Below are 26,438 nucleotides of genomic sequence, written 5' to 3'. Positions count from 1 at the left end.
GAAATTCCTCCGGCCACCGCCTTCATTCGCTATTCAGCGCGGAGCGGGCTCCGCGTCAGCTGCAGCCGCTGGTCGAGCCGCAGCCCTCGCAGAGGTAGCAGCTGCCCGCACGGCGCATCTTCGTGCCGCAGGAGAAGCACAGCGGCGCGTCCGCGTTCAGGCCGAGCTGCATCTCCACCAGCTCGGTGGAGTTGTGGGCCTGCTTCGGCGCCGGGACCGCGGCGGCGGCAGCCGGCTGGGACGGCTTCGGGGCCTCGGTCTGGCGCGGCGCGGACTGGGCGAGGCCCTCCACGTCGACGTCCTCGTCGGTCGGCTCGTACGAACCGGTGTCGAGGTGACGCTGGCGCTCCTCGGCGGAGTGGATGCCGAGCGCCGAGCGGGTCTCGAAGGGCAGGAAGTCCAGCGCCAGGCGACGGAAGATGTAGTCGACGATCGACTGCGCCATCCGCACGTCCGGGTCGTCGGTCATGCCGGCCGGCTCGAAGCGCATGTTGGTGAACTTCGAGACGTACGTCTCCAGCGGCACGCCGTACTGCAGGCCGACCGAGACGGCGATCGAGAAGGCGTCCATCATGCCCGCGAGGGTCGAACCCTGCTTGGACATCTTCAGGAAGACCTCACCGAGACCGTCGTCCGGGTAGGAGTTGGCGGTCATGTAGCCCTCGGCGCCGCCCACCGTGAAGGAGGTGGTGATGCCCGGGCGGCCCTTGGGGAGGCGCTTGCGGACCGGGCGGTACTCAACGACCTTCTCCGCGGCGGCGGGGGCGGCGGCCTCGGGGGCCTTGGCCTCCTCCTTCTTCTTGGCGGAGAGCGGCTGGCCGACCTTGCAGTTGTCGCGGTAGATCGCGAGGGCCTTCAGGCCGAGCTTCCAGCCCTCGAAGTAGACCTCCTCGACCTCCTCGACAGTGGCCGACTCCGGCAGGTTCACCGTCTTGGAGATCGCGCCCGACAGGAACGGCTGCGCGGCGGCCATCATGCGCACGTGGCCCATGGCGGAGATCGCGCGCTCGCCCATGGCGCAGTCGAAGACCTCGTAGTGCTCGGCCTTCAGACCGGGGGCGTCGATGACGTTGCCGTGCTCGGCGATGTGGGCGACGATCGCCTCGACCTGCTCCGGCTGGTAGCCCAGGCGCTTGAGCGCCTTCGGCACCGTGTTGTTCACGATCTGCATCGAGCCGCCGCCGACGAGCTTCTTGAACTTGACCAGGGCCAGGTCCGGCTCGACGCCCGTGGTGTCGCAGTCCATCATCAGGCCGATGGTGCCGGTGGGCGCCAGCACGGACGCCTGGGCGTTGCGGAAGCCGTTCTTCTCACCGAGGCGGATGACGTCCTGCCAGGCCTCGGTCGCCGCGGCCCACACCGGGGTGTCCAGGTCGTCCATGCGCCGGGCGACACCGTTGGCATCGGCGTGCTGCTGCATGACGCGCTTGTGGGCGTCGGCGTTGCGGGCGTAGCCGTCGTACGGGCCGACGACCGCGGCCAGCTCGGCGGAGCGCTTGTAGGAGGTGCCGGTCATCAGGGAGGTGATGGCACCGGCGAGGGCGCGGCCGCCGTCGCTGTCGTACGCGTGGCCGGTGGCCATCAGCAGGGCGCCGAGGTTGGCGTAGCCGATGCCCAGCTGGCGGAAGGCGCGGGTGGTCTCGCCGATCTTCTCGGTCGGGAAGTCGGCGAAGCAGATGGAGATGTCCATCGCCGTGATGACGAGCTCGACGACCTTGGCGAAGCGCTCGGCGTCGAACGACTGGTTGCCGGCGTCGTCGGCGCGGAGGAACTTCATGAGGTTCAGGGAGGCGAGGTTGCACGAGGAGTTGTCCAGGTGCATGTACTCGCTGCACGGGTTGGACGCGGTGATCCGGCCCGACTCCGGCGAGGTGTGCCAGTGGTTGATCGTGTCGTCGTACTGGATGCCCGGGTCGGCGCAGGCCCACGCGGCCTCGGCCATCTTGCGGAAGAGGCCCTTGGCGTCGATCTCCTCGATGACCTCACCGGTCATCCGGGCGCGCAGCCCGAACTTCGAGCCGGTCTCGACGGCCTTCATGAACTCGTCGTTGACGCGGACGGAGTTGTTGGCGTTCTGGTACTGGACGGAGGTGATGTCATCGCCGCCCAGGTCCATGTCGAAGCCGGCGTCGCGCAGGGCGCGGACCTTCTCCTCCTCCTTCACCTTGGTCTCGATGAAGGCCTCGACGTCGGGGTGGTCGACGTCGAGGACGACCATCTTGGCCGCACGGCGCGTGGCGCCGCCCGACTTGATCGTTCCTGCGGAGGCGTCGGCGCCGCGCATGAAGGAGACCGGGCCGGAGGCGTTGCCGCCGGAGGAGAGCAGCTCCTTGGAGGAGCGGATGCGGGAGAGGTTCAGGCCGGCGCCGGAGCCGCCCTTGAAGATCATCCCCTCTTCCTTGTACCAGTCGAGGATCGACTCCATGGAGTCGTCGACGGAGAGGATGAAGCAGGCGGAGACCTGCTGGGGCTGCTTGGTGCCGACGTTGAACCAGACCGGGGAGTTGAAGCTGAAGACCTGGTGCAGCAGGGCGTAGGTCAGCTCGTGCTCGAAGATCTCGGCGTCCGCCGGGGAGGCGAAGTAGCCGTGCTGCTCGCCCGCCTTGCGGTAGGTCAGCACGACCCGGTCGATGAGCTGGCGGAGGCTGGACTCGCGCTCGGGCGAACCCGTGGCGCCACGGAAGTACTTGCTCGTGACGATGTTGACCGCGTTCACCGACCAGAAGTCGGGGAACTCCACGCCGCGCTGCTCGAAGTTGATCGAGCCGTCGCGCCAGTTGGTCATGACGACGTCACGGCGCTCCCAGACGACCTCGTCGTACGGGTGCACACCGGGGGTGGTGTGGATGCGCTCGATACGCAGACCCTTGCCGCCCTTGTTCCCCTTGGAGCGGGAACCTCGTGCCGGGCCGCTCGTCGTCTCGGTCATGCCGCCTCCCTCTACGGGCAAAACGCCCTAATGCGCCCAATTCTTCCGTGGGGCGCTATGTCTGTTCTTCGCCCGGGCGCGCGGCGCGCCGGGCAGGTCTGTGATGGCCGCGGCTACTCGGCGGCCGTGGTGGGCGCGGGAACCTGCGGGTCCCCGTCGCAGTCGCCGGCGGTCGCGGCGGACCGCTGCTCGCGGAGCTCCGCGACGGCGGCCTCGAAGTCCTCGAGGGAGTCGAACGCCTGGTACACGGACGCGAACCGCAGATACGCGACCAGGTCGAGATCCCGGAGGGGGCCGAGTATGGCCAGGCCCACGTCATGGGTGGAGAGCTCGGCGCTGCCCGTGGCACGCACCGCCTCCTCGACCCGCTGACCGAGCTGGGCCAGGGCGTCCTCGGTGACCGGGCGGCCCTGGCACGCCTTGCGCACTCCCGAGATGACCTTGGTGCGGCTGAAGGGCTCGGTGACCCCGCTCCGCTTGATCACCATCAGTGACGCGGTCTCCACGGTCGTGAAACGACGGGAGCAGTCGGGGCACTGTCGCCGCCGGCGGATCGAGCAGCCGTCATCGGTGGTCCGGCTGTCGACGACGCGACTGTCGGGGTGCCTGCAGAAGGGGCAGTGCATGGCTCTCCACCCTCCTCACCCTCGTAGGACTGTGCACGATCTTCAGCCTCGGCGGACCCTCGAACGGGGGCCTTGCGAAGCAGACCCCAGCATAGGCGATGACGGCGGCCTCAAATGACCGGCGACACCCCTCGACCACAACCTGTGGGCGGCCGCCGCCAATCAAACCACTAGATCTGGTGCCGTGCGGTGAGCCGCGCCGGACGCGTGTCGCGGCCGCGAGGACCGGTCACGACCCTACGCGAGCCGCCCCGCCCACAGGGGCACGGGGGCTTTGATGACACACTGGGGCCACCGCGGAACCGTCGCGCCGGCCCGCCCGGGCCGGGTCGGCGGGGCCCGCACGGGGCCTGCGCAAGGCCCTTACGGGCCGGGGACCCGCTCGGTGCGCTTCGCACCGAAGGGTACCGTAATAGGTCGAATTGATCTTCAGCCGTACACCCTCAGCGCTGATCACGTCAGGCAAACTTCGATATTTCACTCGAACGTGTGTTTGGCGCAACCTTTCGAAAGCAACTACCGTTGTCCAGCTAGGGAGAACATTTCGAGAGGGGCCGACGTGACCACCACCGCAGACAGCGCCACAATCACCGCCCAGGACCGCTCCCAGAACCGACTCGACCAGGCACACCCGATGAATGACGCAGCCATGAGCACCGAGGGGCAGAAGCCCGCTCGGGCCCTCCCGGGACGACCTCCAGGGATCCGGGCCGACAGCTCGGGTCTCACCGACCGCCAACGGCGGGTCATCGAAGTGATCAGGGATTCCGTCCAGCGCCGGGGCTACCCACCCTCCATGCGGGAGATCGGCCAGGCGGTCGGGCTGTCGAGCACCTCGTCCGTGGCGCACCAGCTCATGGCCCTGGAGCGCAAGGGCTTCCTGCGCAGGGATCCGCACCGCCCCCGGGCCTACGAGGTACGCGGTTCCGACCAGCCCAGCTCGCAGCCCACGGACACCACCGGAAAGCCCGCCGCCTCCTATGTGCCGCTCGTCGGCCGGATCGCCGCGGGTGGCCCCATCCTCGCCGAGGAGTCCGTCGAGGACGTCTTCCCGCTCCCCCGCCAACTGGTCGGTGACGGCGAGCTGTTCGTCCTGAAGGTCGTCGGCGACTCCATGGTCGAGGCCGCCATCTGCGACGGCGACTGGGTGACGGTCCGCCGCCAGCCCGTCGCGGAGAACGGCGACATCGTGGCCGCCATGCTCGACGGCGAGGCCACGGTCAAGCGCTTCAAGCGCGAGGACGGCCATGTGTGGCTGCTGCCGCACAACGCCGCCTACCAGCCCATCCCCGGCGACGAGGCCACCATCCTCGGCAAGGTCGTGGCGGTGCTGCGCCGCGTGTGAGGGCACAGGGCCGCAAGGCCGGGCCCCGGAACCACCTGCGCCGGTTCCGGGGCTCTTTTCCTTTTGTCCGCGACTCTTGTCCGGGCTCTTTCCTTCGCAGGCCGGGCCGCTAGGCCCGGCCCGGGCCTAGCGGCCCTCCGCCTTCGCCGCCTCGTCGATCGCCGCCAGGGAGCGGCGCACCTGGTTACGGTCCGTGGTGTACCAGAAGTCCGGCAGGGACGACCTCAGGAAGCCGCCATAGCGGGCCGTGGCCAGCCGGGGGTCCAGCACGGCGACGACGCCGCGGTCCCCCGAGGCCCGGACGAGCCGGCCGGCGCCCTGGGCCATCAGCAGCGCCGCATGCGTCGCCGCCACGGCCATGAAGCCGTTGCCGCCCGCTTCCTCCACGGCCTTCTGCCGGGCGCTCATCAGCGGATCGTCCGGCCGCGGGAAGGGCACCCGGTCCATCACCACCAGCTGGCAGCTCGGCCCCGGCACATCGACCCCCTGCCACAGGGACAGGGTGCCGAACAGGCACGTACGGGCGTCGGCGGCGAAATTCCGGATCAGCTCGCCGAGCGTCTCCTCGCCCTGCAGCAGGATCGGCACGTCGAGCCGGCCGCGCAGCTCCTCGGCCGCGGCCTGGGCGGCCCGCATCGAGGAGAACAGCCCGAGCGTCCGGCCGCCGGCGGCCTGCACCAGCTCGGCCAGCTCGTCGAGCATGTCCGTACGGCTGCCCTCGCGGCCGGGCTGGGACAGATGCCGGGCGACGTAGAGGATGCCCTGCTTGGGATAATCGAACGGCGAGCCGACGTCGACGCCCTTCCACTCCGGGCTCTCCGCGCCGCCGGTGCCCTCGGGGGCCAGGCCCAGGGAGGCGGCCACGCCGTTGAAGTCACCGCCGAGCTTGAGCGTGGCCGAGGTGAGCACCACGGACCGCTCGCTGAAGAGCTTCTCGCGCAGCAGCCCGGAGACGGAGAGCGGCGCGACGCGCAGGGAAGCCCCGAAGCGGTCGTGGCGCTCGTACCAGACGACGTCGTACTCGGAGCCCTCCGTGATGCGCTCGGCGACCGCGTGGATGTTCTCCACGGAGGCCAGGGCCTGCTTGCGGACGGCGTCCTCGTCCTGGACAGACTTGTCGCGGGTGTTGCCGATGGCCGAGATGACCGTCCGGGCGGCGTCGCGCAGTGCCATCAGGGCGTACCCGAGATCCTCGGGGATCTCCTCCAGCCGGCCCGGGAGGGCCAGCTCCATCAGGCGCTCGAAGCTCTCGGCCGCGGTCTGCAGGGCATCGGCGGCCTTCTCGTCGACGAGCTTGGCCGCGCGCCGCACCGCGCGGTTGACCTGGCCGGGGGTGAGCTCGCCGGTGGCGACGCCGGTGACCCGGGAGACCAGCTCATGGGCCTCATCGACGATGAGGACCTCATGGCCGGGGAGCACCGGGGCGCCCTCGATGGCGTCGATGGCCAGCAGGGCGTGGTTGGTGACCACCACGTCGGCGAGCTTGGCCCGCTCCCGGGCGGCCTCCGCGAAGCACTCGGCACCGTACGCGCACTTCGAGGCGCCCAGGCACTCCCGGGACGTGACCGACACCTGGGACCAGGCCCGGTCGGAGACACCGGGGGTGAGATCGTCGCGGTCGCCCGTCTCCGTCTCGTCGGCCCAGTCGCGCAGGCGCAGCAGGTCCTTGCCGAGCTTGCTGGAGGGAGCCGCGGCCTCGAAGGGGTCGAAGAGCCCCTCCTCCTCGTCCTGCGGCACTCCCTCGTGCAGCCGGTGCAGGCACAGGTAATTCGACCGGCCCTTGAGCATGGCGAACTGCGGGCGGCGGCGCAGCAGCGGCTGCAGGGCATCCACCGTTCGCGGAAGATCGCGCTCCACGAGCTGGCGCTGGAGCGCCAGCGTCGCGGTGGCCACCACCACGCGCTCGCCGTGGGCCAGGGCCGGCACCAGATAGCCGAGGGACTTACCGGTGCCGGTGCCCGCCTGTACGAGCAGGTGGGAGTCGCCGTCGACGGCTTCGGCGACGGCTTCGGCCATGGTGACCTGACCGGGCCGCTCGGTGCCGCCGACAGCGGTGACGGCGGCGTGCAGCAGGTCGGTGAGGGAGGGCGAGGAGGAGGCAGTCATAGCTGTTCCACCCTAAGGGGCGGTACTGACATCGGCGGCGCCGTCACGGAATGTGCAGCGGATTGGGCACGGTGCCGTGGACGGCCGCGTGCGGGCGTTCCGGGCGGTCGCGGTAGCCGTCGAGATGCAGCCGGTTGCGGTTGAGACAGAGCCGCTCGATCCGCGGGGTGAGCAGGTCGAAGGTCTCGTAGCGGTCCTTCATCCGCGGAAAGCGCTCGTGGTGCCGCATGATCTCCGTCCGCACGAGCGACCAGAAGGCGGCCTCCGGCACTCCGAGCTGTTCCTCGCACAGCGGCGCGAGATAGCGGAAGACCCCCACGAAGAGCCCTGAGTGGATGAACTGGGTGAGGAACCCGGGCGGTTCGGTGAGCAGCACGGCCCTCACGTCGTCGGGCATCGAGGCGTGCTCGGGCAGGGGAACGGCGCTGATGTTGATGTCGTCGACGAAGTCCTTCACGGCGAGCCGGGTGGGCACGTCGTTCTCGTCGAAGACGACGATGGCGTTCTCGCCGTGCGGGGAGAAGACGGTGCCGTAGCGGTAGAGGAAGCGCAGGAGCGGCGGGAGCAGCGCGGCGAAGAGGCGGCTCAGCCAGTCGGCCGGGGCCAGGCCGGAGCGGTGGACGAGCTCGGCGGTGAAGGAGCGGCCGGCGGGGTCGGTGTGCAGCAGGGCCGCGAGGGTGCGGGCGCGCTCCCCGGGGGCGAGGGCGGGGCCGAGGGGCTCGCGCCAGATGCAGCCGAGCAGCTCCTTGTACTGGTAGGGGACGCCGGGCACGCGGTCGTAGAGGGGGTGCTCGACGGTCACGGAGGCGGTCTCGCCGAGGAGGATCACCCGGGTCTCGTCCCGGAGGAAGTCGTCGGAGTCGCGGAGGGAGTGGACCCAGGCGGTGACCGCGGGAGCGGCGAGGGTGCGCTCGGTCGGCAGGCCGCGCCAGACGAGCGTGTTGAGGATCGAGAGCGGGAGCTTCACGGTCCGGGCGTGCGGCCTGCTGGTGTTGAGGAAGGTGCGGACGGACTGCTGGGGCAGCCGGAGGTCGTTGTCAGTGGGCAGGGGGATGATGGATCCGTCGGCGAGGCAGGGCGCGAAGAGGGGGGCCACGGTCTCGTCCCACTGCCAGGGGTGGACGGGGAGCCAGAGGTAGTCGGCGGGGTCGCGGCCGTGGTCGGCGACGGTGCGGGCGAAGGCGGCGCGGGTGCCGGGGGCGAGCTCTTCGGCGTAGAGGAGGTCGGGGGTGGCCAGTGCGGGGACGGCCCGGTAGTGCGCGAGGCTGCGGTGCGCGGCGATCCAGGGCAGGCGGCGCGGGGTGCGGGCCTCCGGGGCCCACCGGTCGGTGTCGGAGGCGGAGAAGCCGAGCCGGCCCTTGTTGGCGATCAGCCAGGGGTGGCCGGTCTGGTGGCCTTCCAGTGCGGCGTAGTCGAGGTCGGCGAGGTGCGCAGCGCTGAGGGCGCTCGCCCGGAGGCGGGTGTCGGCGGAGAGGGTGGCGAGGAGTTCCCTGGCCAGGTGGCCGGTGGTGTCGCCGGAGAGGCCGAGGACGGTGTCGTGGGCGAGGGCGAGGAAGCGGAGGGGGTCCTGGGAGGGGGTGACGGAGTCCGGGTCGACCGTCCAGTGGCCGTACGCGCTCCGGCGGGCGCGGAAGCGGTAGGTCACGTCATCCGTTAAGGACAGCCGGTAGGCGGTGGCGGGTGCCTCGGCCGCGTCGTCGGGCTCGGGGGTCAGCACGCCCTCGTAGCTGAGTTCGCCGAGCATCTTGGCGAGCAGACGGGCGCCCGCGAGGGACCACTCCGGACCGCCGGGGCGGCCCGCGCGCGCGGGGCGGGCGGGACGGGCGGGACGGGCGGAGGTGTCCGAGGGGCGGGAGCGGCCGTCGAATTGTTCGGACCGGGGCGAAGGAGACAAGGGGGCTCCTTGAGTAGGCCGATGGGTGGGGAATGCAGCGGGCCGGTAGATGCGGTCCTACCGGCAGATGCGGTCTTAGAGGAGGGTGCGCAGGGCGCGGTCACGGACGACCAGGGCCGCGCGCTTGTCCGGAAGGTCGATTTCCGCCGTCAGCCGGAAGCCTGCGCTCAGGAACGCGGAGACGCACGGGGTGTTACGCAGGTCGGGTTCGGCGACGACGCGCGCGCAGGACGGCCGGTGGTCCAGGACAAGGTCGGCGACGGTCCGCAGCAGGCGGGTGCCGACACCGCGGCCCCGGTCGGCGACCTTGCCGATCAGCAGGTGGATCCCGGTGTCGTGCGGCCGGGCCGGGTAGTGGCGTGCGAGGGAGTCGAGGTCGGCGCGGTAGACCTCCCAGTAGCTCATCGGCACGCCGTCGAGCACCCCGAGGCAGGGGATGCTGCGGCCGTCGCCGCCGGTCTGGGCGCGCAGGTGGGCCTCGGTCACGCTCTCGGGCCCGCCCAGCTTCCAGAACGCCGCGACGGCCGGGTCGTTCATCCAGCGCGTGATGAGCCGCAGATCGCGCTCGACACGGACCGGCACGAGCTGGAAGGTGCCCGCACCGGTGTCGGCGGGCCCCCAGTCGGCGAGGGAGTCGAGGAGGTCGGAGCCCGGGCCGATGGCCCCGGCGGGCCCGCGGCCCGCGGTGATCGCGGCCGGCTCCGGGGCGCCGTGGTCGATGAGTTCGATGAACTCTTCGGACAGCTGCAGTTCGAGGGTGGTCTCGTTGTCGGTCGGCGGGCCGGCGCCGGCGGGGGCGGCGTCAGCGACGCCCGGGCCCGCAAGGCCGGTGGTCCGGGAGCCGGGGTGGTCGGGGCCCGGGCCGGTGCCCGGGCCTTCGCTGGGGTCGGTGGGCGGCACGGAGACGCTCTCCTCTCGGAGGATCCCCTCGGTGTCCGGGATCCCGTGGGCCCGCGGGGGCCCGTGTCCTCAAGGGCCCCGTTCGCCCGGGGCCGGGGCTCGCGCCGGTCATCGGGCCGACGTGACCAGGGGGTTGGCGATGGTGACGTAGACGGACTGGGTGTCGACCGGGCCGACGAGCTCGTCGAGCCCCTGCAGCCTGGTCAGCATGTTGGCCTTGCAGCGCAGGGTCGGCGCTTCGAGAAGGCGGGCGGGCAGGGTCGAGCGGCCGGCGGCCGGGCCGGACGCGGCGTCCTGGAGGAAGCGCCGCAGTGCGGCCAGCAGGATCTGTTCGTCGGCGAGGCGCTGCGCGCCGAACGCCCCGATCAGGCCGAGGACGTTGTTGATGCCGAGGTAGTAGGTGAACCTTTCGTCGGTGACCTCGTCGGACACGAAGGTGTCGCTCTCCGCGCCGATTCCGGGCAGCCGCCGGTCGAGGGCGTCCCGGCGGGAGGCGCGGAAGTAGTAGCCCTGGTTGTCGCGGTAGCGGCCGCCCGCGGGCCAGCCCTCGCGGTCCAGGAGGACGAGCGTGTTCTGCTGGTGGGCCTCCAGGGCGACCCCCGCCTCGCCGTCCAGCCAGAGCACGGGGCGCACGACCGCCTCCAGATAGCGCAGGAACCACTCCGCGGAGACGGCGCCCGCGGGGCGGCCGGTGCGGTGCGCGAGGCGGGCCACGATGTGTGCCAGACGCGAGCGCAGGGCCGGACGCCCGCCGGGCCCGCCGGGGTGCTTCTGGGGCACAGCGGCGGGCCAGGGCCGGGGCGATACGAGCCCGGCGAGGCAGACGGCGTCGTCACCGGGGCCGAAGGGGTTGTGGCGGATGACGGCGTCGAGGCCGGTCAGCGGGGCGCCCTCGGGGGTGTCCACGGCGAGCCAGGCTGGGTCGCGGACGACGTCGAAGCCGAGCCCGCCCGGGCAGGCCGCGCGCCACTGCTCGGCGAGGCCGCTGCGCAGCAGGCGGTGCACTTCGACGCCGCGGTGCAGCTCCTTGCGGAGGTTCTCCCGGCGGGAGTTGGTGATGCGCAGCCCGAGGGAGAGCTTCAGCATCGCGGGGGCGCCGGGCCGGTGGACGGTCCGTACGGAGGAGGTGGCGTACCAGGGCGCGCCGAGGGGGCCGAGGTCGTGCAGCAGGCCGGCGTCCAGGAGCCGGCGGACGCCGGGGCGGCTGCGGACGTCATGGGCCTGCCAGGGGTGCAGCGGCAGCGCCGCGGTGTCCTCGGGCAGGCGCAGCTCCGGGCCGGCGAGCCGGGCGGCGAGGGTGGGGGCGTCGACGGGCCGCCCCCGTTCGGTCCACGCCGAGTCCATGGCGAGCAGGGAGCGGTGGACGGCCATCCAGTGCAGCGGGAAGGCCCCGCGCAGCTCCGGGGAGTAGGCGTGCGACTCGGCGTCGGAGAGGCCTTCGCGGCTCTTGGGTGTGGGGTGGAGGGGGTGGCCGAGGAGCAGGGACTGCTCGGCGTAGAGGAAGAGCTCGCCCGCGTCCGGGTCGGCGGGGCGGGCCCGCCGGTCGGCGAGGAAGGCTGCCGTACGGCGCGCGGAGTCCGCCACCCTGCCGACGAGTTCCGCCGTCTCGCCCGTGCCGGTGCATCCTGCGCGGGCGGCACGGTGGGCGGCTTCGCGGCCGAGGAGCGCCGCGAGGGTGACGGCGTCCACGGCAGGGGCGTCACCGGGCCCGTCCGCCAGGGCCGGCGGGCCGAAGCGATGCCATCCGGCGGCGGACCAGTAGGCCACGGGGACGCGCAGGGCTGTCCCGCTCGCGGCGAGCGGCAGGTGCAGTTCGGGGCCGCCGGGCCGCGGGACGCCGGTCTCGCGGACCCAGCAGCGCAGGAGGTTCTCCACGGCGGCGGCGTCGGCCGCGACGGCGGGGTCGGGATGTTCCAGAGGGTCGGGCGCGCAGGGAGGGCCCGTGTCCGGGATCCCGCCGCACGGGCCGCCGCCCTGGCGGGGGACGGCGGAGACCACGGCCTGCCGCTCGGGGGCCGGATCGCTGTCCTGGCCGGCCGTGGAAGCACCGGTCCCGGTGGATGCGTTCATGCGGTGTACGGCGTGCACGTCGCGGCGTCAGGCCGGGGATGCGGCGCCTGCCTCCTTCGGTGTGCTCGGGGCGGGGATGCGGCGACCGGGCCGGCAGACCGCGGCGACGGCGTCGGCGAGCCGCTCCAGGACCGCCTCGGTCTGCTCGTCGGTGATGGTCAGCGGCGGCAGGAGGCGGACGACGCAGGAGTGACGGCCGCCCAGTTCGACGATCAGGCCCCGGCGCAGACACTCGCGCTGGACGGCCGCGGCCCGCACGGGGGAAGCGGGCAGCGGGCCGGTGGCAGCGTTGTCACCCGGCTCCTGCCCCGGACGGTGCCACGCGTCCGGGGCACCGGCGTCGTGCCCCTCGGGAGCCGGACCGGCCTCCCCCTCCGGGGCGACGAATTCGATGCCGATCATGAGCCCGGCCCCGCGGATCTCGCCGATGCACTCGTACTCCCCCGCCATCCGCCGCAGCCGCTCCAGCATGCGCGCGCCCAGCGATGCGGCGCGCTCGGCGAGGCCGTTCTCCCTGACGTGGCGCAGCGTCGCCGCTCCTGCGGCCATCGCGAGCTGATTGCCCCGGAACGTGCCGGCGTGGTCGCCCGGCTGCCAGGTGTCGAGGTCGTCCCGGTAGACGATGACGGCGAGCGGGAGGCTGCCGCCGATGGCCTTGGACAGGACCATCACGTCCGGCACGATCCCGCTGTGCTCGACCGCCCAGAAGGCCCCGGTGCGGCCCACTCCCGTCTGCACCTCGTCGGCGATGAGCGGGATGGAGCGTGCGGCAGTGAGCTCGCGCATCCGGCGCAGCCAGCCTTCGGGCGCGGGCAGCACGCCGCCTTCGCCCTGCACGGGTTCGACGATCATCGCGGCCGGCCGGCGCACCCCGCTCTTGGGATCGTCCAGGAGGCTCTCGGTCCAGCGGGCGGCGAGCCGCGCCCCGCTCTCCCCGCCGACGCCGAACGGGCAGCGGTAGTCCTGCGGATAGGGCAGCCTGGTCACCCGCACGCTCGGCGCCGCGCCCGAGGCGGCGAGCGCCCCCTCCGTCATCCCGTGATAGGCCCCCGTGAAGGCGAGCAGGCCGTCGCGGCCGGTCGCGGTGCGCACGAGCTTGAAGGCGGCCTCCACGGCGTCGGTGCCGGCGGGGCCGCAGAACTGGATGCGGCCCGACTCCGCCAGCTCCCGGGGCAGCGTGGCGAACAGCTCGTCCGTGAAGGCGTCCTTGACCGGGGTGGCCAGATCGAGCACGTGCAGGGGCGCGCCGGAGTCAAGGACGGAGCGGATGGCCTCCAGCACGACCGGGTGATTGTGCCCCAGCGCGAGCGAGCCGGCCCCGGAGAGGCAGTCGAGATACCGCCGGCCGTCCGCACCCTCGATCGTCAGCCCCCGGGCGCGCACCGGCACGATGGGCAGCGACCGGGCATACGTACGGGCGGCCGATTCGCGGGCCGACTGCCGCCGGAGGATGCCTTCGTACGCTGCGGCCGACGGCTCCGTAGGCGGTAGCTGGGTCAAGGCCACGGCTCTGGCTCCTCCTGCTGCTGCTAAACGCTGATCGGCACTCCCCCGTACGTACCAACGACGCCGCGCGCGGCGGATCACGGCTCACCGTCAAGATCCTTCACAGCGGAACCATGGACCCGCCCGTTCCCGTCTCCCCACGCACCGGCATAGTGGGGCCCTGCCTCCCCCGCTGGGGCGGTGCATGACAACTCCACAGCGTGGCCGCGACATTGCGGACACGTCCGAACAGAACGATCAGGGGGACCCACTCCATGCCATCCATCCGCAGGCCTGCGCTGGCCGCGGCCGCTCTGACGGCCGCGCTGGCGCTGACCGCCACCGCGTGCGGCCCGACCGACGACGAGGCCGCGGGGAGCGACAAGCCCAGCGCAACCGCCTCGCAGAAGGGCGACGAGGGCCTCGAGCTGCCCAAGAACCTTCCCAGTTCCCTGAAGGACCTGGAGAAGTGGAAGAACGGCGCCTGGAAGAACTGGGACAAGGAGCAGTGGCTCCGCGAGGCCCGCGACTTCATCAACCCGATCATCAAGGGCCACTGGAAGCCCGACACGATGAAGGACGCCCGCCCCAGCGACAAGACGCTCGCCACGCAGGGTGCGCCGGGCACGGCGCCGGGCGCCTCCGGTGACCAGGGCGTGACCGACCCCGAGCCGCGGCCGGTCCAGGCCAAGTCCGTCACCGTGCCGTACCACAACAACGCGGCCCCGGTCGGCAAGGTCTTCTTCGACAGCCCCGAGGGCCACATGGTCTGCTCGGCCACGGTCGTCAAGGACCCGGCGCACCCCGGCAAGTCCAACATGGTGTGGACCGCGGGCCACTGCGTGCACGCCGGCAAGAAGGGCGGCTGGTACCGCAACATCGCCTTCGTGCCGTCCTACAACGACAAGGGCCTGCCGGGCGCCCAGGTCAACAGCGCGCCGGTGCAGGACGTCGCTCCGTACGGCGTGTGGTGGGCGGACTGGGCGCAGACCTCCGCGCAGTGGATCACGCAGGGTGCCGAGACCGGTGGCGCGGGTGCCCCGTACGACTACTCCGTGCTGCACGTGAAGCCCGAGGCCGGCTCCGGCAAGTCCCTGGAGGAGACCGTCGGCAACGCCCTCACGGTCGACTTCAACGCCCCTCAGGTGAAGTCCATCCAGTCCATGGGCGCTTGGGGCTACCCGGCGGCGCCGCCCTTCGACGGGCAGAAGATGTACGACTGCATCGACAGGCCGGGCCGGCTGAGCCTCGACCAGAACCAGCCGACGATGTACCGCATCGGCTGCACGATGACCGGTGGTTCGTCCGGTGGCGGCTGGTTCGCCAAGGGCCCCGACGGCAAGGTGGCGCTGGTCTCGAACACCTCGATCGGCCCGGCCAACAGCACCTGGCTGGCCGGCCCGCGCCTGGGCCCCGAGGCCAAGGGCATCTACGACGCCATCAGCCGGAAGTTCGCCAACCGGTGATGTCACCGCAGCGGTAGCCGCAGGCGCGGCAGCCGCGCGGCATCGCACACCACAGCATGCGGAAGGCCCGCTCCCCGGATTCCGGGGAGCGGGCCTTCCGCATATAACCGCGGCGCTCGTACCTCTTTACCCGCGTACGGCCGTCAGCCGCGGGCCGCGGGCACGTACCGCTGGAGCTCGGCGGCGAGCTCCTCGTGCACCCGCGCCTTGAGCAGCGTGCCTTCCGGGGTGTGCTCCTCGGAGATGACCTCGCCGTCGGCGTGCGCCCGCGCGATCAGCGAGCCGTGGGTGTACGGCACGAGGGCCTCGATCTCCACGGCGGGGCGCGGCAGCTCGCTGTCGATCAGGGCGAGGAGCTCCTCGATGCCCTCTCCGCTGCGCGCCGACACGGCGATCGAGTGCTTCTCGATCCGCAGCAGCCGCTGCAGGACCAGCGGGTCGGCCGCATCCGCCTTGTTGATCACGACGATCTCGGGCACGTCGACCGCGCCGACGTCGCGGATGACCTCGCGCACGGCGGCCAGCTGCTCCTCCGGCACCGGGTGCGAGCCGTCGACCACGTGCAGGATGAGATCGGAGTCGCCGACCTCCTCCATGGTGGAGCGGAACGCCTCGACGAGGTGGTGCGGCAGGTGCCGGACGAATCCGACGGTGTCGGCGAGGGTGTAGACCCGCCCGCTGGGCGTCTCCGCCCGGCGCACGGTCGGGTCCAGGGTGGCGAACAGGGCGTTCTCCACCAGGACGCCGGCTCCGGTGAGCCGGTTGAGCAGGGAGGACTTGCCGGCGTTGGTGTAGCCGGCGATGGCGACCGACGGGACCTTGTTCCGCCGGCGCTCCTGGCGCTTGACGTCGCGGCCGGTCTTCATCTCCGCGATCTCCCGGCGCATCTTCGCCATCTTCTCGCGGATCCGCCGGCGGTCCGTCTCGATCTTGGTCTCACCGGGGCCACGGGTGGCCATGCCGCCGCCGGACGAACCGGAGCCGCCACCACCCATCTGCCGGGACAGCGACTGGCCCCAGCCGCGCAGGCGCGGCAGCATGTACTGCATCTGTGCGAGGGAGACCTGCGCCTTGCCCTCGCGGGACTTGGCGTGCTGGGCGAAGATGTCGAGGATCAGGGCGGTGCGGTCGACCACCTTGACCTTGACGACGTCCTCCAGCTGGATGAGCTGGCCGGGGCTGAGCTCACCGTCGCAGACGACGGTGTCGGCGCCGGACTCCAGGACGATGTCCCGCAGCTCCTGGGCCTTGCCCGAGCCGATGTACGTGGCGGGGTCCGGCTTGTCGCGGCGCTGGACGACGCCGTCGAGCACCAGGGCACCGGCGGTCTCGGCGAGCGCGGCGAGCTCCGCGAGGGAGTTCTCCGCGTCCCTGACCGTGCCGGACGTCCAGACGCCGACCAGCACCACGCGCTCCAGGCGCAGCTGCCGGTACTCGACCTCGGTGACGTCCTCCAGCTCGGTGGAGAGGCCGGCCACGCGCCGCAGGGCCGCTCGCTCGGAGCGGTCGTACTGCTCGCCGTCGCGCTTCCCGTCGATCTCGTGGCTCCAGGCGACGTCCTCTTCCATCAGGGCGTCGGCCCGAAGGCTCTCCGGGAGGCTCTGCCGGTCCTGGGGAAGGGAAGAAGAGGAGGTCATTTGATCCTTTGCATCGTTGGGAGGTGGCGGCCGCGAATGCAGTGGCCGCACCGTCGACAACGCGCGGGCGGCCCCGGAGATTCCCGGGCCGGCGGCCTCGCCGACCCGTCGATGGTCCCATGTGGTCGGCGGAGCGTCACGCGGGTTTCCGGGGCGCCGTCCGGGCGGCCTTCCAGTCGGCGTGACCGGGCATGGGCGGGGTCTTCGGGCTGTAGAGCCAGGCCTGCAGGAACTCCTTCAGGTCCTGGCCGGATACCTGGGAGGCGACGGCGGTGAAGTCCTCCGTGGTGGCGTCGGCGTCGCGGTAGGCACTGGTCCACTCGCGCTCCAGCCGGTCGAACGCCGCCGTGCCGATCTTCTGGCGCAGCGCGTAGAGCACCAGCGCGCCGCCGTCGTAGACGACGGGCCTGAAGATGCTGGTCCGCTTGCCGGGCTCGGGCGCCTTGGGCAGGGCGGGCGGGCCGCCGTCGGCGCGCCAGGCGTCGGAGTGCTCGTACGCGGCACGCATCCGGGCGTCGAGCGTCCGGCCGCCCTTGTACTCGGCGTACAGCGCTTCGTACCAGGTGGCGTGCCCCTCGTTGAGCCAGAGGTCGGACCAGCTGTGCGGGCTGACGCTGTCGCCGAACCACTGGTGTGCGAGCTCGTGGACCATGATGGACTCGAGGTACCAGGAGGGGATGTCGTCCCGGATGAACAGGCTGCGCTCGAAGAGCGAGAGCGTCTGCGTCTCCAGCTCGAAACCGGTCGACGCGTCGGCGATCAGCAGCCCGTAGTTCTCGAACGGAAACGGCCCGGCCTTCCCCTCCATCCACGCGATCTGCTCGGGCGTCTTCGACGTCCACTTCTCCACGCGCTGCCGGTCGGCGGTGGGGACGACGTCCCGTACGGGCAGGCCGTGCGGCCCCGTGCGGTGCACTACGGCGGAGCGGCCGATGGAGACCTGGGCCAGCTCCGTGGCCATGGGGTGCTCGCTGCGGTACGCCCAGGTGGCGTTGGTCCCGCGGACCGCACGGCCCGCCGGAAGCCCGTTGGCGACGACGGTCAGGGCCCTGGGCGCGGTGACGCGGAAGGTGAAGCGGGCCTTGTCCGAGGGGTGGTCGTTGCACGGGAAGACACGGTGCGCGGCATCGGCCTGGTTGGCCATGACCAGCCCGTCCTTCGTACGGATCCAGCCGCCTTCCTTGCCGTCGCGCGGGTCGCTGGTGTGCCGGACGACGACGGTGAACAGGCCCTCGGCCGGCAGGGCGACGGACGGCGTGACGACCAGGTCCTCCTTGGCGGAGGCGAACTTGGCGGGCAGGCCGTTGACCGTCACGGAGCGGACCGTGCCGTTGCTGAAGTCGAGGTTGAGGCGGTCCAGCCCGGTGGTGGCCCGTGCGGCGATGGTGGTGACGGCGTCGAGCGGCCGGCCGTTGCCGTGGTAGTCAAAGTTGATGTCGTAAGCGGCCACGTCGTAGCCGGGGTTGCCGAGATCCGGGAAGAGCCGGTCGCCGATGCCCTGGGAGTTCGCGGCGGGTGGGGCCGCGGCGCCGACGAGCAGGGCCGTGACGGCGGCGGCGAGAACGGCACGGCGGCGCACGGACCGCCGGGGGACCGAGGCGGGTTTCCCGGATGAGTGCGGCATACGTCCATCGCTACCAGCGCGCAGGCCCCGCGCGGTGGCGGCACGGCGCCGCCCCACCCGTACGAGCGCGCCGGAAAGCTGTACGAGAGGTGCTCGTCCGGGGGACGGCTGCGACGGGGCTCCCCTCCGCCCTGCCGGGGCAGGCACGCCCGCCCGGCGGCCTCCCCGCCTGCCCCGGCTAGAGCTGCGCAGTGGCCACCGGCCGGCCGGCCCGCTCGACGTCATAGACCCCCGGCACCCGCCGCATGGCGCGGATCAACTCCGGCAGCTGGGCGGCGTCCGGCAGCTGGAGGGTGTAGGTGTGGCGCACGCGCTGCTCGTGGGGCGGCTCGACGGCCGCCGAGATGACCGCCGCCCCCTCGGCCGCGATGGCCTCCGTCAGGTCGGCCAGGAGGTGCGGCCTGCTGAACGACTCGGCGCGCAGGGTGACGCGGTAGTCGCGGGCACCACCGCCCTCCGGGCTGCTCCACCGCACCCCTACGGGCTCCCGCCCGGAGGCGACCATGCGGTGCACTGCAGGGCACTGTGCCCGGTGCACCGTCACCGCGCCCCCGCGCACGGCGAAGCCGGTCACCTCATCGGGCGGGACGGGAGTACAGCAGCCCGCAAGCCGTACGCTCGCGGCCGCGAGGTCCGCTCCGTCGGCCGTGACGGCGACGGGCCACCGCGCGGCCGGAGCGGTGGCCCGGGGCGGCGGGCAGGGGCGGCCCGGGGCGAGCGGGACGGGCGGGGCGGCCTCCACCGCGGGATGGCTGGCCAGCCACCGCTCGATGGCGATCCGCGCGGCGGGGGTGCGGGCGTGCTCCAGCCAGTCCGGGGAGGGGCCGGAAGCGCTGTCCCGCGACATCAGCAGCTGCAGGGTGTCGCCGTCGCGCAGGACCGTGCTGAGGGTGGCGAGGCGGCCGTTGACGCGGGCCCCGATGCAGCTGTGGCCGCCGTCCCCGTGCTGTGCGTAGGCCGCGTCCACACAGCTCGACCCGGCGGGCAGGCCGATCGTGCCGCCGTCGGCGCGGAAGACGGTGATCTCACGGTCCAGGGCCAGCTCGTCGCGGAGGGAGGTCCAGAAGGTGTCGGGGTCGGGCGTGGCCTGCTGCCACTCCAGCAGCCGGGAGAGCCAGCCCGGCCGGGTGGGGTCGACGCGCTCCCCGTCGGTGGCGTCGGGCGTCTCGGGCGTGGCGTACGGATTGCCCAGGGCGACGACACCGGCCTCGGCGACCTTGTGCATCTGGTGGGTCCGGATGAGGATCTGGGCGGCCTCCCCTCCGGGGCCCGCGACGGCCGTGTGCAGCGACTGGTAGAGGTTGAACTTCGGGGTGGCGATGAAGTCCTTGAACTCCGAGATGAACGGCGTGAAGCAGGTGTGCAGCTCGCCGAGGACCGCGTAGCAGTCCGCGTCCTCCGCGACGAGGACGAGCAGTCTGCCGAGGTCCGAGCCGGTCACCTCGCCCCGCTTGAGGCGCACCCGGTGCACGGAGACGAAATGGCGCTGCTTGACGAGGACGTCGGCGGCGATGTCGGCCTCGCGCAGAACGGCCCGCATCCGCTCCGCGGTCGTCTCCAGGGTCGCGAGGCCGGCGGCGTGCTCGCGGACGAGCTCGCGGGTGCGGGCGTACTCGTCGGGGTGGAGGATCGCGAAGACAAGGTCCTCCAGCTCGGTCTTGAGCGCCTGCACGCCCAGCCGCTCGGCGAGCGGGATCAGCACGTCCCGGGTGACCTTGGCGATGCGGGCCTGCTTCTCGGGCCGCATCACGCCGAGCGTGCGCATGTTGTGCAGGCGGTCGGCGAGCTTGATGGACATCACCCGGACGTCGTTGCCGGTGGCGACGAGCATCTTGCGGAAGGTCTCCGGCTCGGCGGCGGCGCCGTAGTCGACCTTCTCCAGCTTGGTGACGCCGTCGACCAGGAAGCGGACCTCCTCGCCGAACTGCCCGCGGACCTGATCCAGGGTCACCTCGGTGTCCTCGACCGTGTCGTGGAGGAGGGAGGCGGTCAAGGTGGTCGTCTCGGCGCCCAGTTCCGCCAGGATCAGGGTGACGGCGAGCGGATGGGTGATGTACGGCTCGCCGCTCTTGCGCATCTGGCCGCGGTGGGAGGACTCCGCGAGGAGATAGGCCCGCCGCAGGATGTCGAGATCCGCGCCCGGATGGTGGGCGCGGTGCACCTTGGCGACGTGGTCGATGGCATCCGGCAGCCTGCCGCGCGCGCCCGAGCCGCCGAGCGCCGCGCGCCCCAGCCGTCTCAGGTCGAGGCGGGCGCGGCCGCGTCTGCGGCCGGGAGCACCTTCGTGCGTGGCGTCTGTGCTCATGGGGGCACCTCCGGCAGCGTCGACCGGCGGTCGGCTGCGCGCCTCCGTACCGGTGCTTGATGCTACCGAGCCCATCACGCGCTGCTCACCCGCTCTCGCCCAGAGTGAAACGGATCACCCATTCGAGCGAGCCACGCCGCCGGGAGTTCGGCGAACGGACCGGAAAAGAGGTAGTGCGCCCCAGGGCGCCCCCGGGGGGGGAGCGCCTTCAGCCTCGCGGAACCCCGTGACGTGAGATGCGGGGAGCGCCCTCAGGCGCGCGCCACGTCCAGCCAGGACGACTCGAAGGTGCCTTCCGCGACGATCACGGCAGGGCCGGTCATCTCGACCGTGCCGTCCGGAGCCTCGCTGATCACCAGGCGCCCGCCGGGGATGTCCACGGTGTACGTGACAGGCAGGCCGGTGACGGCCGGGTCCAGGCCGTCCCTGCGCGCGGTGGCGACCATCACCGCGCACGCGCCCGTGCCGCAGGAGCGGGTCTCGCCGGAGCCGCGCTCGTGGACGCGCATGGCCACGTGCTGCGGTCCGCGGTCGGCCACGAATTCGACGTTGGTGCCGTCGGGGTACGCGTCCGCGGGGGCGACGCCGGGGGCGGTGAACAGGTTCCCCGCGTCGGCGAGGTCGTCGACGAAAGTGACGGCGTGGGGGTTGCCCATGTTCACGTTGCGCGCGGGGCGGCTGCGGCCGCCGACGGTGACGGTCACCTCGCCCTCGGGGAGCACGGCCCGCCCCATGCCGACGGTGACGTCGCCGGGCGCCCCGTCGGGGCCGCCCTTGGCGATGTGTGCCTGCCGGACGCCCGCACGGGTGGCGACGGCGAGGTCGCCCGCCTCGACGAGCCCCGCGTGGTGGAGGTAGCGGGCGAAGACGCGGACGCCGTTGCCGCACATCTCGGCGATGCTGCCGTCGCTGTTGCGGTAGTCCATGAACCACTCCGCCTCGCCGGCCATCGCACGCGCCTCGGGGTGGGCTGCGGAGCGTACGACGCGGAGCACTCCGTCGGCACCGATGCCCGCGCGGCGGTCGCACAGCAGGGCGACGGCGGGCGGGGACAGCTCGATGCGGCCGTCGGGGTCCGGGATGATCACGAAGTCGTTCTCGGTGCCGTGACCCTTGAGGAAGGCGATCTGTGCGGTGCTCACGGTTCGATGGTACGGGGGCCGGTCGCAGTCTCCCCGCCGAGGCCCCGGGGCGCTGTCCACGGCCACGGACCGGCTCAGCGCAGGCGCGCCACGCGCCAGACGGCGAGCACGACCACCACGGCGACGAGGACCGCGTACGAGGCGACGTAGCGCCAGTCCGGGCGGCTCCCGGAGCCGGGGGCCGGCATGCCGGGCCAGGTGTAGCCGACCCGGCGGGCGGCCATCACCCCCCAGCCCGCGGCACAGCAGCTGATGAGCAGGCCGAGCATGGCGACGACGGGCCCGCCGTCGCCGAACTCGAAGGCGAGGGGGAAGGCGAACATGAGCGAGCCGACGGCCGCGAGCACGACGATCGGGGCCAGCTGCCAGATGCGCAGCCTGCGCTGCGGGCGCAGCTCCCGGAACGACGCGGGCGCGGCGGTGCCGGCCTCGACGCTCCCCTCGGTGTCCTCGGGGCCGTCCGGGGTCAAAGCCTCCGGCTCTTCCCCGGCTACCGCCGGAAGGTGCCCCCTGCGCGGTGGCTGTTGCGGTCTGTCACGAGGGCCGGCCTCCATCGCCACGCGCCCTCCCAACCCGGACTTCACGGCTCGATCGAAGCTCGATGATGGCACGCCCGCGCAGACCGGAATGGCGCGCGTAGCGTCCCGATGCCATCACGTGATCAGGCTGTGACCGCCCGTTCGAGCAACGCCAGCGCGAGCCCGGGGAGTTCCGCCCTGCGGTCGGCCGCCCCGCTCAGCCAGTGGACACGGGTGTCCTTGCGGAACCACGAGTCCTGGCGCCGCGCGAACCGCTTGGTGGCCCGTACGGTCTCGGCGCGCGCCTCGTCCTCGGTGCACTCCCCCGCCAGGAAGGCGAGCACCTGCTGGTAGCCGAGGGCGCGCGAGGCGGTACGGCCCTCGCGCAGCCCCTGGCGCTCCAGGGAGCGCACCTCGTCGACGAGCCCGGCCTCCCACATGCGGTCGACGCGCAGCGTGATCCGCTCGTCCAGCTCGGGCCGCTCGACGTCGACGCCGATCTGCAGGGCGTCGTAGACGGGCTCCTCGCCCGGCAGGTTGGCGGTGAAGGGCCGGCCTGTCAGCTCGATGACCTCCAGGGCGCGCACGATGCGGCGGCCGTTGCCGGGCAGGATGGCGCGGGCGGCGGCCGGGTCGGCCGCGGCGAGGCGGGCGTGCAGGGCGCCGGGGCCCTGCTCGGCGAGCTCCTCCTCCAGGCGGGCGCGGACGGCCGGGTCGGTGCCGGGGAAGTCCAGGGCGTCGATGGTGCCCTTGATGTAGAGCCCGGAGCCGCCGACAAGCACGGGGGTGCGGCCCTCGGCGAGGAGCCGGTCGATCTCCGCGCGGGCCAGCCGCTGGTACTCGGCGACGCTCGCGGCCTCGGTCACGTCCCAGATGTCGAGGAGGCGGTGCGGCACGCCCTGCCGCTCCTCCAGGGTCAGCTTGGCCGTGCCGATGTCCATGCCCCGGTACAGCTGCATGGAGTCGGCGTTGACGACCTCGCCGCCCAGGTGCCGGGCGAGGGCGACGCCGAGATCGGACTTGCCGGCCGCCGTGGGGCCCACGACGGCGATGACCCGCGGGGCGGGAACTGCGTTTTTCACCGGGTTTCTCACTGGATCAGTCTCGCAAACCCCACCCGCACCCCACGAACGAGCGACGTGACGCGGCGCTGCCGGGGTCGTTGCCTGTTGCGAGGTTCCGAGAGCCGGTTCACGGGCCGGTGCCCGGTTGCGGTGCAACGGCGCGCTCCGGGCGGCGCGGGACTTCGCTCACACCAGTAAGGTAATGGAGTAGATATGGGCGTGTTTTCAAGGTTTCGCCGCAAGTCGTCCGAGGCGTCAACCGAAGAGGCGGCGACTGCCACTCTGACGGCGGAATCGGCCGACGCCACCGAGACGGGGGCCGAGGCGACCGAGCCGGAGGAGTCCGACGAGGCCGAAGCCGAGGCTCAGGCTGCCGAGGGGGTCGAGATCCCCAAGCAGCAGTCGGCGGAGAAGGCCGTCGACAGCGAGGCCGGTGAGGGCGCCCGTAAGTAGCTCTTGAACCAGAAAGACGAGGGAAGGCGCCATGGGCCTGTTGGACACGATCAAGGCCAAGCTCGCCCCTGCGAAGGACAAGATCGGCGATCTCGCGCAGCAGCACGGGGACAAGATCGAGCAGGGGCTCGAGAAGGCCGCCAAGGTGGTCGACGAGAAGACCAAGGGCAAGTACAGCAGCCAGATCCACACGGGCACCGGCAAGGCCAAGGACGCCATCGACCGGCTCGCCGAGAAGGAAGGCGGCAAGGGCGGCGGCACCGGCACCCCTGCCCCCTGAGCGGCTGCCGGGAGGTCCCGGCCTGCACCCTCGTCGGCGACGGGGCGCGGAGCATCGGCTCCGCGCCCCGTCGCTGCGTTCCGGGAGGTTTCACTTCGCCGGGGACGACGGGGCCGCCGATGTCCTGCAGGGGGCTGCGCGGCCCTCTCGCGGCCGTTCGGCCGCGGAAAGTCCCCCAGGCGCCCCGGACCCGTGCAAGGCCTTCAGGAGCCGCCGGAGGGCGTCTGAGAGGTGTCGGGACTACGACCAGGCCACGACGAAGTAGCCCACCCCGTAGGGCGCCTCGTCGTACAGCAGCTGCCCCTTGAGCCCGGCGCCCTCGCCGGCCCCTGCAAGCACCTGCCACGGGGCGCGTCCCGCGGCCTTGAGTTCCCGGGCGAGCCCGCCGTCGAGCGCGGCGAGTGCCGTAGTGTCCGCGGCGCCCAGCGCCCGGGCCGCCTCCGCGTCGAAGTCCGCCGCCCGCTCGTCGAGATAGCCCGGCGCCTTGAGCGTCCGGCAGGCGCTGCCGTCGCCCATCACCAGCAGGGCGGTCCGTCCGTCGGCTCCGGCCAGCTCGCGGCCGGCCTCCAGGCACCGCCCGGCCTCCAGCGTCTCCCCGACGCCCAGACCCTCGACGGGCGCGTCGGACCAGCGCGTACGCTCCAGCAGCCAGGCGGCCACCGCCAGGGACTGCGGCAGCTCCCGTTCCCCTGCCTGCGGGCCCTGCCCCAGGCGCACGTCGACGTCCACGCCGAGTCCGCGGAACGATCCCCTGGCGCCCTGCGGGTGCGGTCCGCGGCCCGGCTGCGGGGCCGGGCCCAGGACGACCAGCCGGTCGGGCCGCGCGGCGGCCAGCACGCCCAGCGCGTCCAGGCACGCGGCGCGCAGGCCGTCCAGCTCGGGTGCGGCCCCGGCGGCGACCTCCGGGACGAGCAGCGGCGGACAGGGGCATACGGCAGCGGCGACGAGCATGGCGGGAACGATACGCCCGACGGACGCGCCGCGCAGTCGCGGCCCGGGGCGCTCCCCCGGGCCGCAGACGGTGCGTCAGTCGCCGCAGCCGCCGCAGCCCGCGGCAGCGGGGGCGGGGCTCGGGGCGGGGGCGCCGATGACCGGGATGCCCAGCATCACGCCGGCCGGCTTGGCGGCGGCAGCGGCGGTGCGCTTCTCCCACGCATCGCCCGCGCGCGTACGGCGCACGGCCTTGGAGGGGCCCTCGGCGAGCAGGTGGTGCGGGGCCGCGTAGGTGATCTCGACGGTCACGACGTCGCCCGGGCGGACCGGCTCGTCGGGCTTGGTGAAGTGCACGAGGCGGTTGTCGGGCGCGCGGCCGGAGAGACGGTGCGTGGCGTCGTCCTTGCGGCCCTCGCCCTCGGCGACCATGACCTCCAGGGTGCGGCCGACCTGCTTCTTGTTCTCGTCCCAGGAGATCTCCTCCTGGAGGGCGACGAGACGCTCGTAGCGCGCCTGGACGACCTCCTTGGGGATCTGGCCCTCCATGGTGGCCGCGGGGGTGCCGGGGCGCTTGGAGTACTGGAACGTGAAGGCGTTCGCGAAGCGCGCCTCGCGGACCACGTGCATGGTCTGCTCGAAGTCCTCCTCGGTCTCGCCGGGGAAGCCCACGATGATGTCGGTGGAGATGGCGGCGTCCGGCATGGCGGCGCGCACCTTCTCGATGATCCCCAGGAAGCGCTCCTGGCGGTACGAGCGGCGCATCGCCTTCAGGACGGTGTCCGAGCCGGACTGCAGCGGCATGTGCAGCTGGTGCATCACGTTCGGCGTCTCGGCCATGGCGGCGATCACGTCGTCGGTGAAGTCGCGCGGGTGCGGCGAGGTGAAGCGGACCCGCTCCAGGCCCTCGATCCTGCCGCAGGCGCGCAGCAGCTTGGAGAACGCCTCGCGGTCGCCGATGTCGGAGCCGTAGGCGTTGACGTTCTGGCCGAGCAGGGTGATCTCGCTGACGCCCTCGGCGACGAGCGCCTCGATCTCGGCGAGGATGTCGCCCGTGCGGCGGTCCTTCTCCTTGCCGCGCAGCGCCGGGACGATGCAGAACGTGCAGGTGTTGTTGCAGCCGACGGAGATGGACACCCAGGCCGCGTAGGCGCTCTCGCGGCGCGTCGGCAGCGTCGAGGGGAAGGCCTCCAGGGACTCGGCGATCTCGACCTGCGCCTCCTCCTGGATGCGGGCGCGCTCGAGCAGCACGGGCAGCTTGCCGATGTTGTGCGTGCCGAAGACGACGTCGACCCAGGGGGCCCGCTTCACGATCGTGTCGCGGTCCTTCTGGGCGAGGCAGCCGCCGACGGCGATCTGCATCCCGGGACGCTTCGTCTTCATGGGAGCCAGCCGGCCGAGGTTGCCGTAGAGCTTGTTGTCGGCGTTCTCCCGCACCGCGCAGGTGTTGAAGACGACGACGTCGGCGTCGCCCTCCGCGGTGCCCTCGGGCGCACGGACATAGCCCGCATCCTCCAGCAGGCCCGACAGCCGCTCGGAGTCATGGACGTTCATCTGGCACCCGTAGGTGCGCACCTCGTATGTCTTCGCACTCATCTCAATCGACCAGGGTACGTGGTCGCCCGGACAGCCCGCTTCCCCGTTTCACCGGGCGGCCCGCTTCC

General features: G+C 72.4%; 19 protein-coding genes. 4 read left to right on the top strand and 15 right to left on the bottom strand.

The annotated features are described in order from the left end of the window. Positions 1 to 55: 55 nt before the first annotated feature. Both IE241_RS00255 and nrdR read right to left on the bottom strand, forming a co-directional pair. Positions 56 to 2,929, bottom strand: coding sequence for a vitamin B12-dependent ribonucleotide reductase (locus IE241_RS00255; RefSeq protein ID WP_190019501.1), 2,874 nt, complete (start codon positions 2,927 to 2,929; stop codon positions 56 to 58). A 113-nt stretch (positions 2,930 to 3,042) separates the two neighbouring features. Continuing rightward, the gene (gene nrdR, locus IE241_RS00250) at positions 3,043 to 3,555 is read right to left on the bottom strand and encodes a transcriptional regulator NrdR (protein ID WP_190019500.1); all 513 of its coding nucleotides are present in this window, start codon (positions 3,553 to 3,555) and stop codon (positions 3,043 to 3,045) included. A 559-nt stretch (positions 3,556 to 4,114) separates the two neighbouring features. Between nrdR and lexA the strand changes: the two genes are divergently transcribed. Beyond that, positions 4,115 to 4,900, top strand: a complete 786-nt coding sequence (gene lexA, locus IE241_RS00245) for a transcriptional repressor LexA (RefSeq protein WP_190019499.1) — start codon at positions 4,115 to 4,117, stop codon at positions 4,898 to 4,900. Positions 4,901 to 5,026: 126 nt separating this feature from the next. Here the strand turns inward: lexA and IE241_RS00240 are convergent, their stop codons facing one another. From IE241_RS00240 to IE241_RS00220, 5 genes are all read right to left on the bottom strand, one after another. Beyond that, complete coding sequence (locus tag IE241_RS00240; RefSeq protein WP_190019498.1) at positions 5,027 to 7,006, bottom strand: ATP-dependent DNA helicase; 1,980 nt, start codon at positions 7,004 to 7,006, stop codon at positions 5,027 to 5,029. Positions 7,007 to 7,049: 43 nt separating this feature from the next. After that, entirely contained in the window at positions 7,050 to 8,762 is a 1,713-nt protein-coding gene (locus tag IE241_RS00235; RefSeq protein WP_229898760.1) for an IucA/IucC family protein, read from the bottom strand. A gap of 213 nt (positions 8,763 to 8,975) precedes the next feature. Continuing rightward, the gene (locus tag IE241_RS00230; RefSeq protein WP_190019497.1) at positions 8,976 to 9,800 is read right to left on the bottom strand and encodes a GNAT family N-acetyltransferase; all 825 of its coding nucleotides are present in this window, start codon (positions 9,798 to 9,800) and stop codon (positions 8,976 to 8,978) included. A 108-nt stretch (positions 9,801 to 9,908) separates the two neighbouring features. Then, positions 9,909 to 11,870, bottom strand: a complete 1,962-nt coding sequence (locus IE241_RS00225) for an IucA/IucC family protein (RefSeq protein WP_190019496.1) — start codon at positions 11,868 to 11,870, stop codon at positions 9,909 to 9,911. Between the two features lie 27 nt (positions 11,871 to 11,897). Continuing rightward, entirely contained in the window at positions 11,898 to 13,376 is a 1,479-nt protein-coding gene (locus IE241_RS00220; protein ID WP_190019495.1) for a diaminobutyrate--2-oxoglutarate transaminase family protein, read from the bottom strand. Between the two features lie 254 nt (positions 13,377 to 13,630). Between IE241_RS00220 and IE241_RS00215 the strand changes: the two genes are divergently transcribed. Then, positions 13,631 to 14,821 (top strand): trypsin-like serine peptidase, encoded by a 1,191-nt coding sequence (locus IE241_RS00215; RefSeq protein WP_190019494.1) that lies wholly within the window; start codon positions 13,631 to 13,633, stop codon positions 14,819 to 14,821. A 143-nt stretch (positions 14,822 to 14,964) separates the two neighbouring features. On the opposite strand, the gene hflX is transcribed toward IE241_RS00215, so the two are convergent. The 6 genes from hflX to miaA all read right to left on the bottom strand — a co-directional run bounded on the left by hflX (position 14,965) and on the right by miaA (position 23,129). Continuing rightward, on the bottom strand, positions 14,965 to 16,458 hold the full coding sequence (gene hflX, locus IE241_RS00210; protein WP_190019493.1) for a GTPase HflX: 1,494 nt from the start codon (positions 16,456 to 16,458) through the stop codon (positions 14,965 to 14,967). A gap of 136 nt (positions 16,459 to 16,594) precedes the next feature. After that, positions 16,595 to 18,082, bottom strand: a complete 1,488-nt coding sequence (locus IE241_RS00205; RefSeq protein WP_190019492.1) for a M1 family metallopeptidase — start codon at positions 18,080 to 18,082, stop codon at positions 16,595 to 16,597. A 178-nt stretch (positions 18,083 to 18,260) separates the two neighbouring features. Continuing rightward, the gene (locus IE241_RS00200) at positions 18,261 to 20,387 is read right to left on the bottom strand and encodes a RelA/SpoT family protein (protein ID WP_190019491.1); all 2,127 of its coding nucleotides are present in this window, start codon (positions 20,385 to 20,387) and stop codon (positions 18,261 to 18,263) included. A 251-nt stretch (positions 20,388 to 20,638) separates the two neighbouring features. Further along, the gene (gene dapF / locus IE241_RS00195; RefSeq protein ID WP_190019490.1) at positions 20,639 to 21,529 is read right to left on the bottom strand and encodes a diaminopimelate epimerase; all 891 of its coding nucleotides are present in this window, start codon (positions 21,527 to 21,529) and stop codon (positions 20,639 to 20,641) included. Positions 21,530 to 21,603: 74 nt separating this feature from the next. After that, on the bottom strand, positions 21,604 to 22,083 hold the full coding sequence (locus tag IE241_RS00190) for a hypothetical protein (RefSeq protein ID WP_190020367.1): 480 nt from the start codon (positions 22,081 to 22,083) through the stop codon (positions 21,604 to 21,606). Positions 22,084 to 22,190: 107 nt separating this feature from the next. After that, positions 22,191 to 23,129 carry a tRNA (adenosine(37)-N6)-dimethylallyltransferase MiaA gene (gene miaA / locus IE241_RS00185; protein ID WP_190019489.1) on the bottom strand — a complete coding sequence of 313 codons (939 nt, stop codon included), beginning with the start codon at positions 23,127 to 23,129 and terminating at the stop codon, positions 22,191 to 22,193. A gap of 195 nt (positions 23,130 to 23,324) precedes the next feature. Between miaA and IE241_RS00180 the strand changes: the two genes are divergently transcribed. After that, on the top strand, positions 23,325 to 23,564 hold the full coding sequence (locus IE241_RS00180; RefSeq protein WP_190019488.1) for a gliding motility protein: 240 nt from the start codon (positions 23,325 to 23,327) through the stop codon (positions 23,562 to 23,564). A 31-nt stretch (positions 23,565 to 23,595) separates the two neighbouring features. Beyond that, a complete protein-coding gene (locus IE241_RS00175; protein WP_190019487.1) occupies positions 23,596 to 23,844 on the top strand; it encodes an antitoxin in 249 nt (82 codons plus the stop codon). Between the two features lie 240 nt (positions 23,845 to 24,084). Here the strand turns inward: IE241_RS00175 and IE241_RS00170 are convergent, their stop codons facing one another. Both IE241_RS00170 and miaB read right to left on the bottom strand, forming a co-directional pair. Next, the gene (locus IE241_RS00170) at positions 24,085 to 24,795 is read right to left on the bottom strand and encodes a class III extradiol dioxygenase subunit B-like domain-containing protein (RefSeq protein WP_190019486.1); all 711 of its coding nucleotides are present in this window, start codon (positions 24,793 to 24,795) and stop codon (positions 24,085 to 24,087) included. A 75-nt stretch (positions 24,796 to 24,870) separates the two neighbouring features. Beyond that, positions 24,871 to 26,370 (bottom strand): tRNA (N6-isopentenyl adenosine(37)-C2)-methylthiotransferase MiaB, encoded by a 1,500-nt coding sequence (miaB, locus tag IE241_RS00165; protein WP_190019485.1) that lies wholly within the window; start codon positions 26,368 to 26,370, stop codon positions 24,871 to 24,873. Positions 26,371 to 26,438: the final 68 nt, after the last annotated feature.

It is taken from the genome of Streptomyces hiroshimensis (genome assembly GCF_014650335.1).
In the GTDB taxonomy this organism is placed as follows: domain Bacteria; phylum Actinomycetota; class Actinomycetes; order Streptomycetales; family Streptomycetaceae; genus Streptomyces; species Streptomyces hiroshimensis.
Note: the sequence above shows the minus strand (reverse complement) of the source record. Positions and strands in the feature narration are given on the sequence as shown.

Bases quoted from the DNA above. Each gene is read 5' to 3' on its own strand.
- IE241_RS00200 (WP_190019491.1), bottom strand. From the start codon at position 20,387: ATGAGCACAGACGCCACGCACGAAGGTGCTCCCGGCCGCAGACGCGGC.
- IE241_RS00205 (WP_190019492.1), bottom strand. From the start codon at position 18,082: ATGCCGCACTCATCCGGGAAACCCGCCTCGGTCCCCCGGCGGTCCGTG.
- IE241_RS00225 (WP_190019496.1), bottom strand. From the start codon at position 11,870: ATGAACGCATCCACCGGGACCGGTGCTTCCACGGCCGGCCAGGACAGC.
- IE241_RS00190 (WP_190020367.1), bottom strand. From the start codon at position 22,083: ATGGAGGCCGGCCCTCGTGACAGACCGCAACAGCCACCGCGCAGGGGG.
- IE241_RS00170 (WP_190019486.1), bottom strand. From the start codon at position 24,795: ATGCTCGTCGCCGCTGCCGTATGCCCCTGTCCGCCGCTGCTCGTCCCG.
- hflX (WP_190019493.1), bottom strand. From the start codon at position 16,458: ATGACCTCCTCTTCTTCCCTTCCCCAGGACCGGCAGAGCCTCCCGGAG.
- IE241_RS00215 (WP_190019494.1), top strand. From the start codon at position 13,631: ATGCCATCCATCCGCAGGCCTGCGCTGGCCGCGGCCGCTCTGACGGCC.
- IE241_RS00175 (WP_190019487.1), top strand. From the start codon at position 23,596: ATGGGCCTGTTGGACACGATCAAGGCCAAGCTCGCCCCTGCGAAGGAC.
- IE241_RS00240 (WP_190019498.1), bottom strand. From the start codon at position 7,006: ATGACTGCCTCCTCCTCGCCCTCCCTCACCGACCTGCTGCACGCCGCC.
- IE241_RS00255 (WP_190019501.1), bottom strand. From the start codon at position 2,929: ATGACCGAGACGACGAGCGGCCCGGCACGAGGTTCCCGCTCCAAGGGG.
- IE241_RS00180 (WP_190019488.1), top strand. From the start codon at position 23,325: ATGGGCGTGTTTTCAAGGTTTCGCCGCAAGTCGTCCGAGGCGTCAACC.
- nrdR (WP_190019500.1), bottom strand. From the start codon at position 3,555: ATGCACTGCCCCTTCTGCAGGCACCCCGACAGTCGCGTCGTCGACAGC.
- miaB (WP_190019485.1), bottom strand. From the start codon at position 26,370: ATGAGTGCGAAGACATACGAGGTGCGCACCTACGGGTGCCAGATGAAC.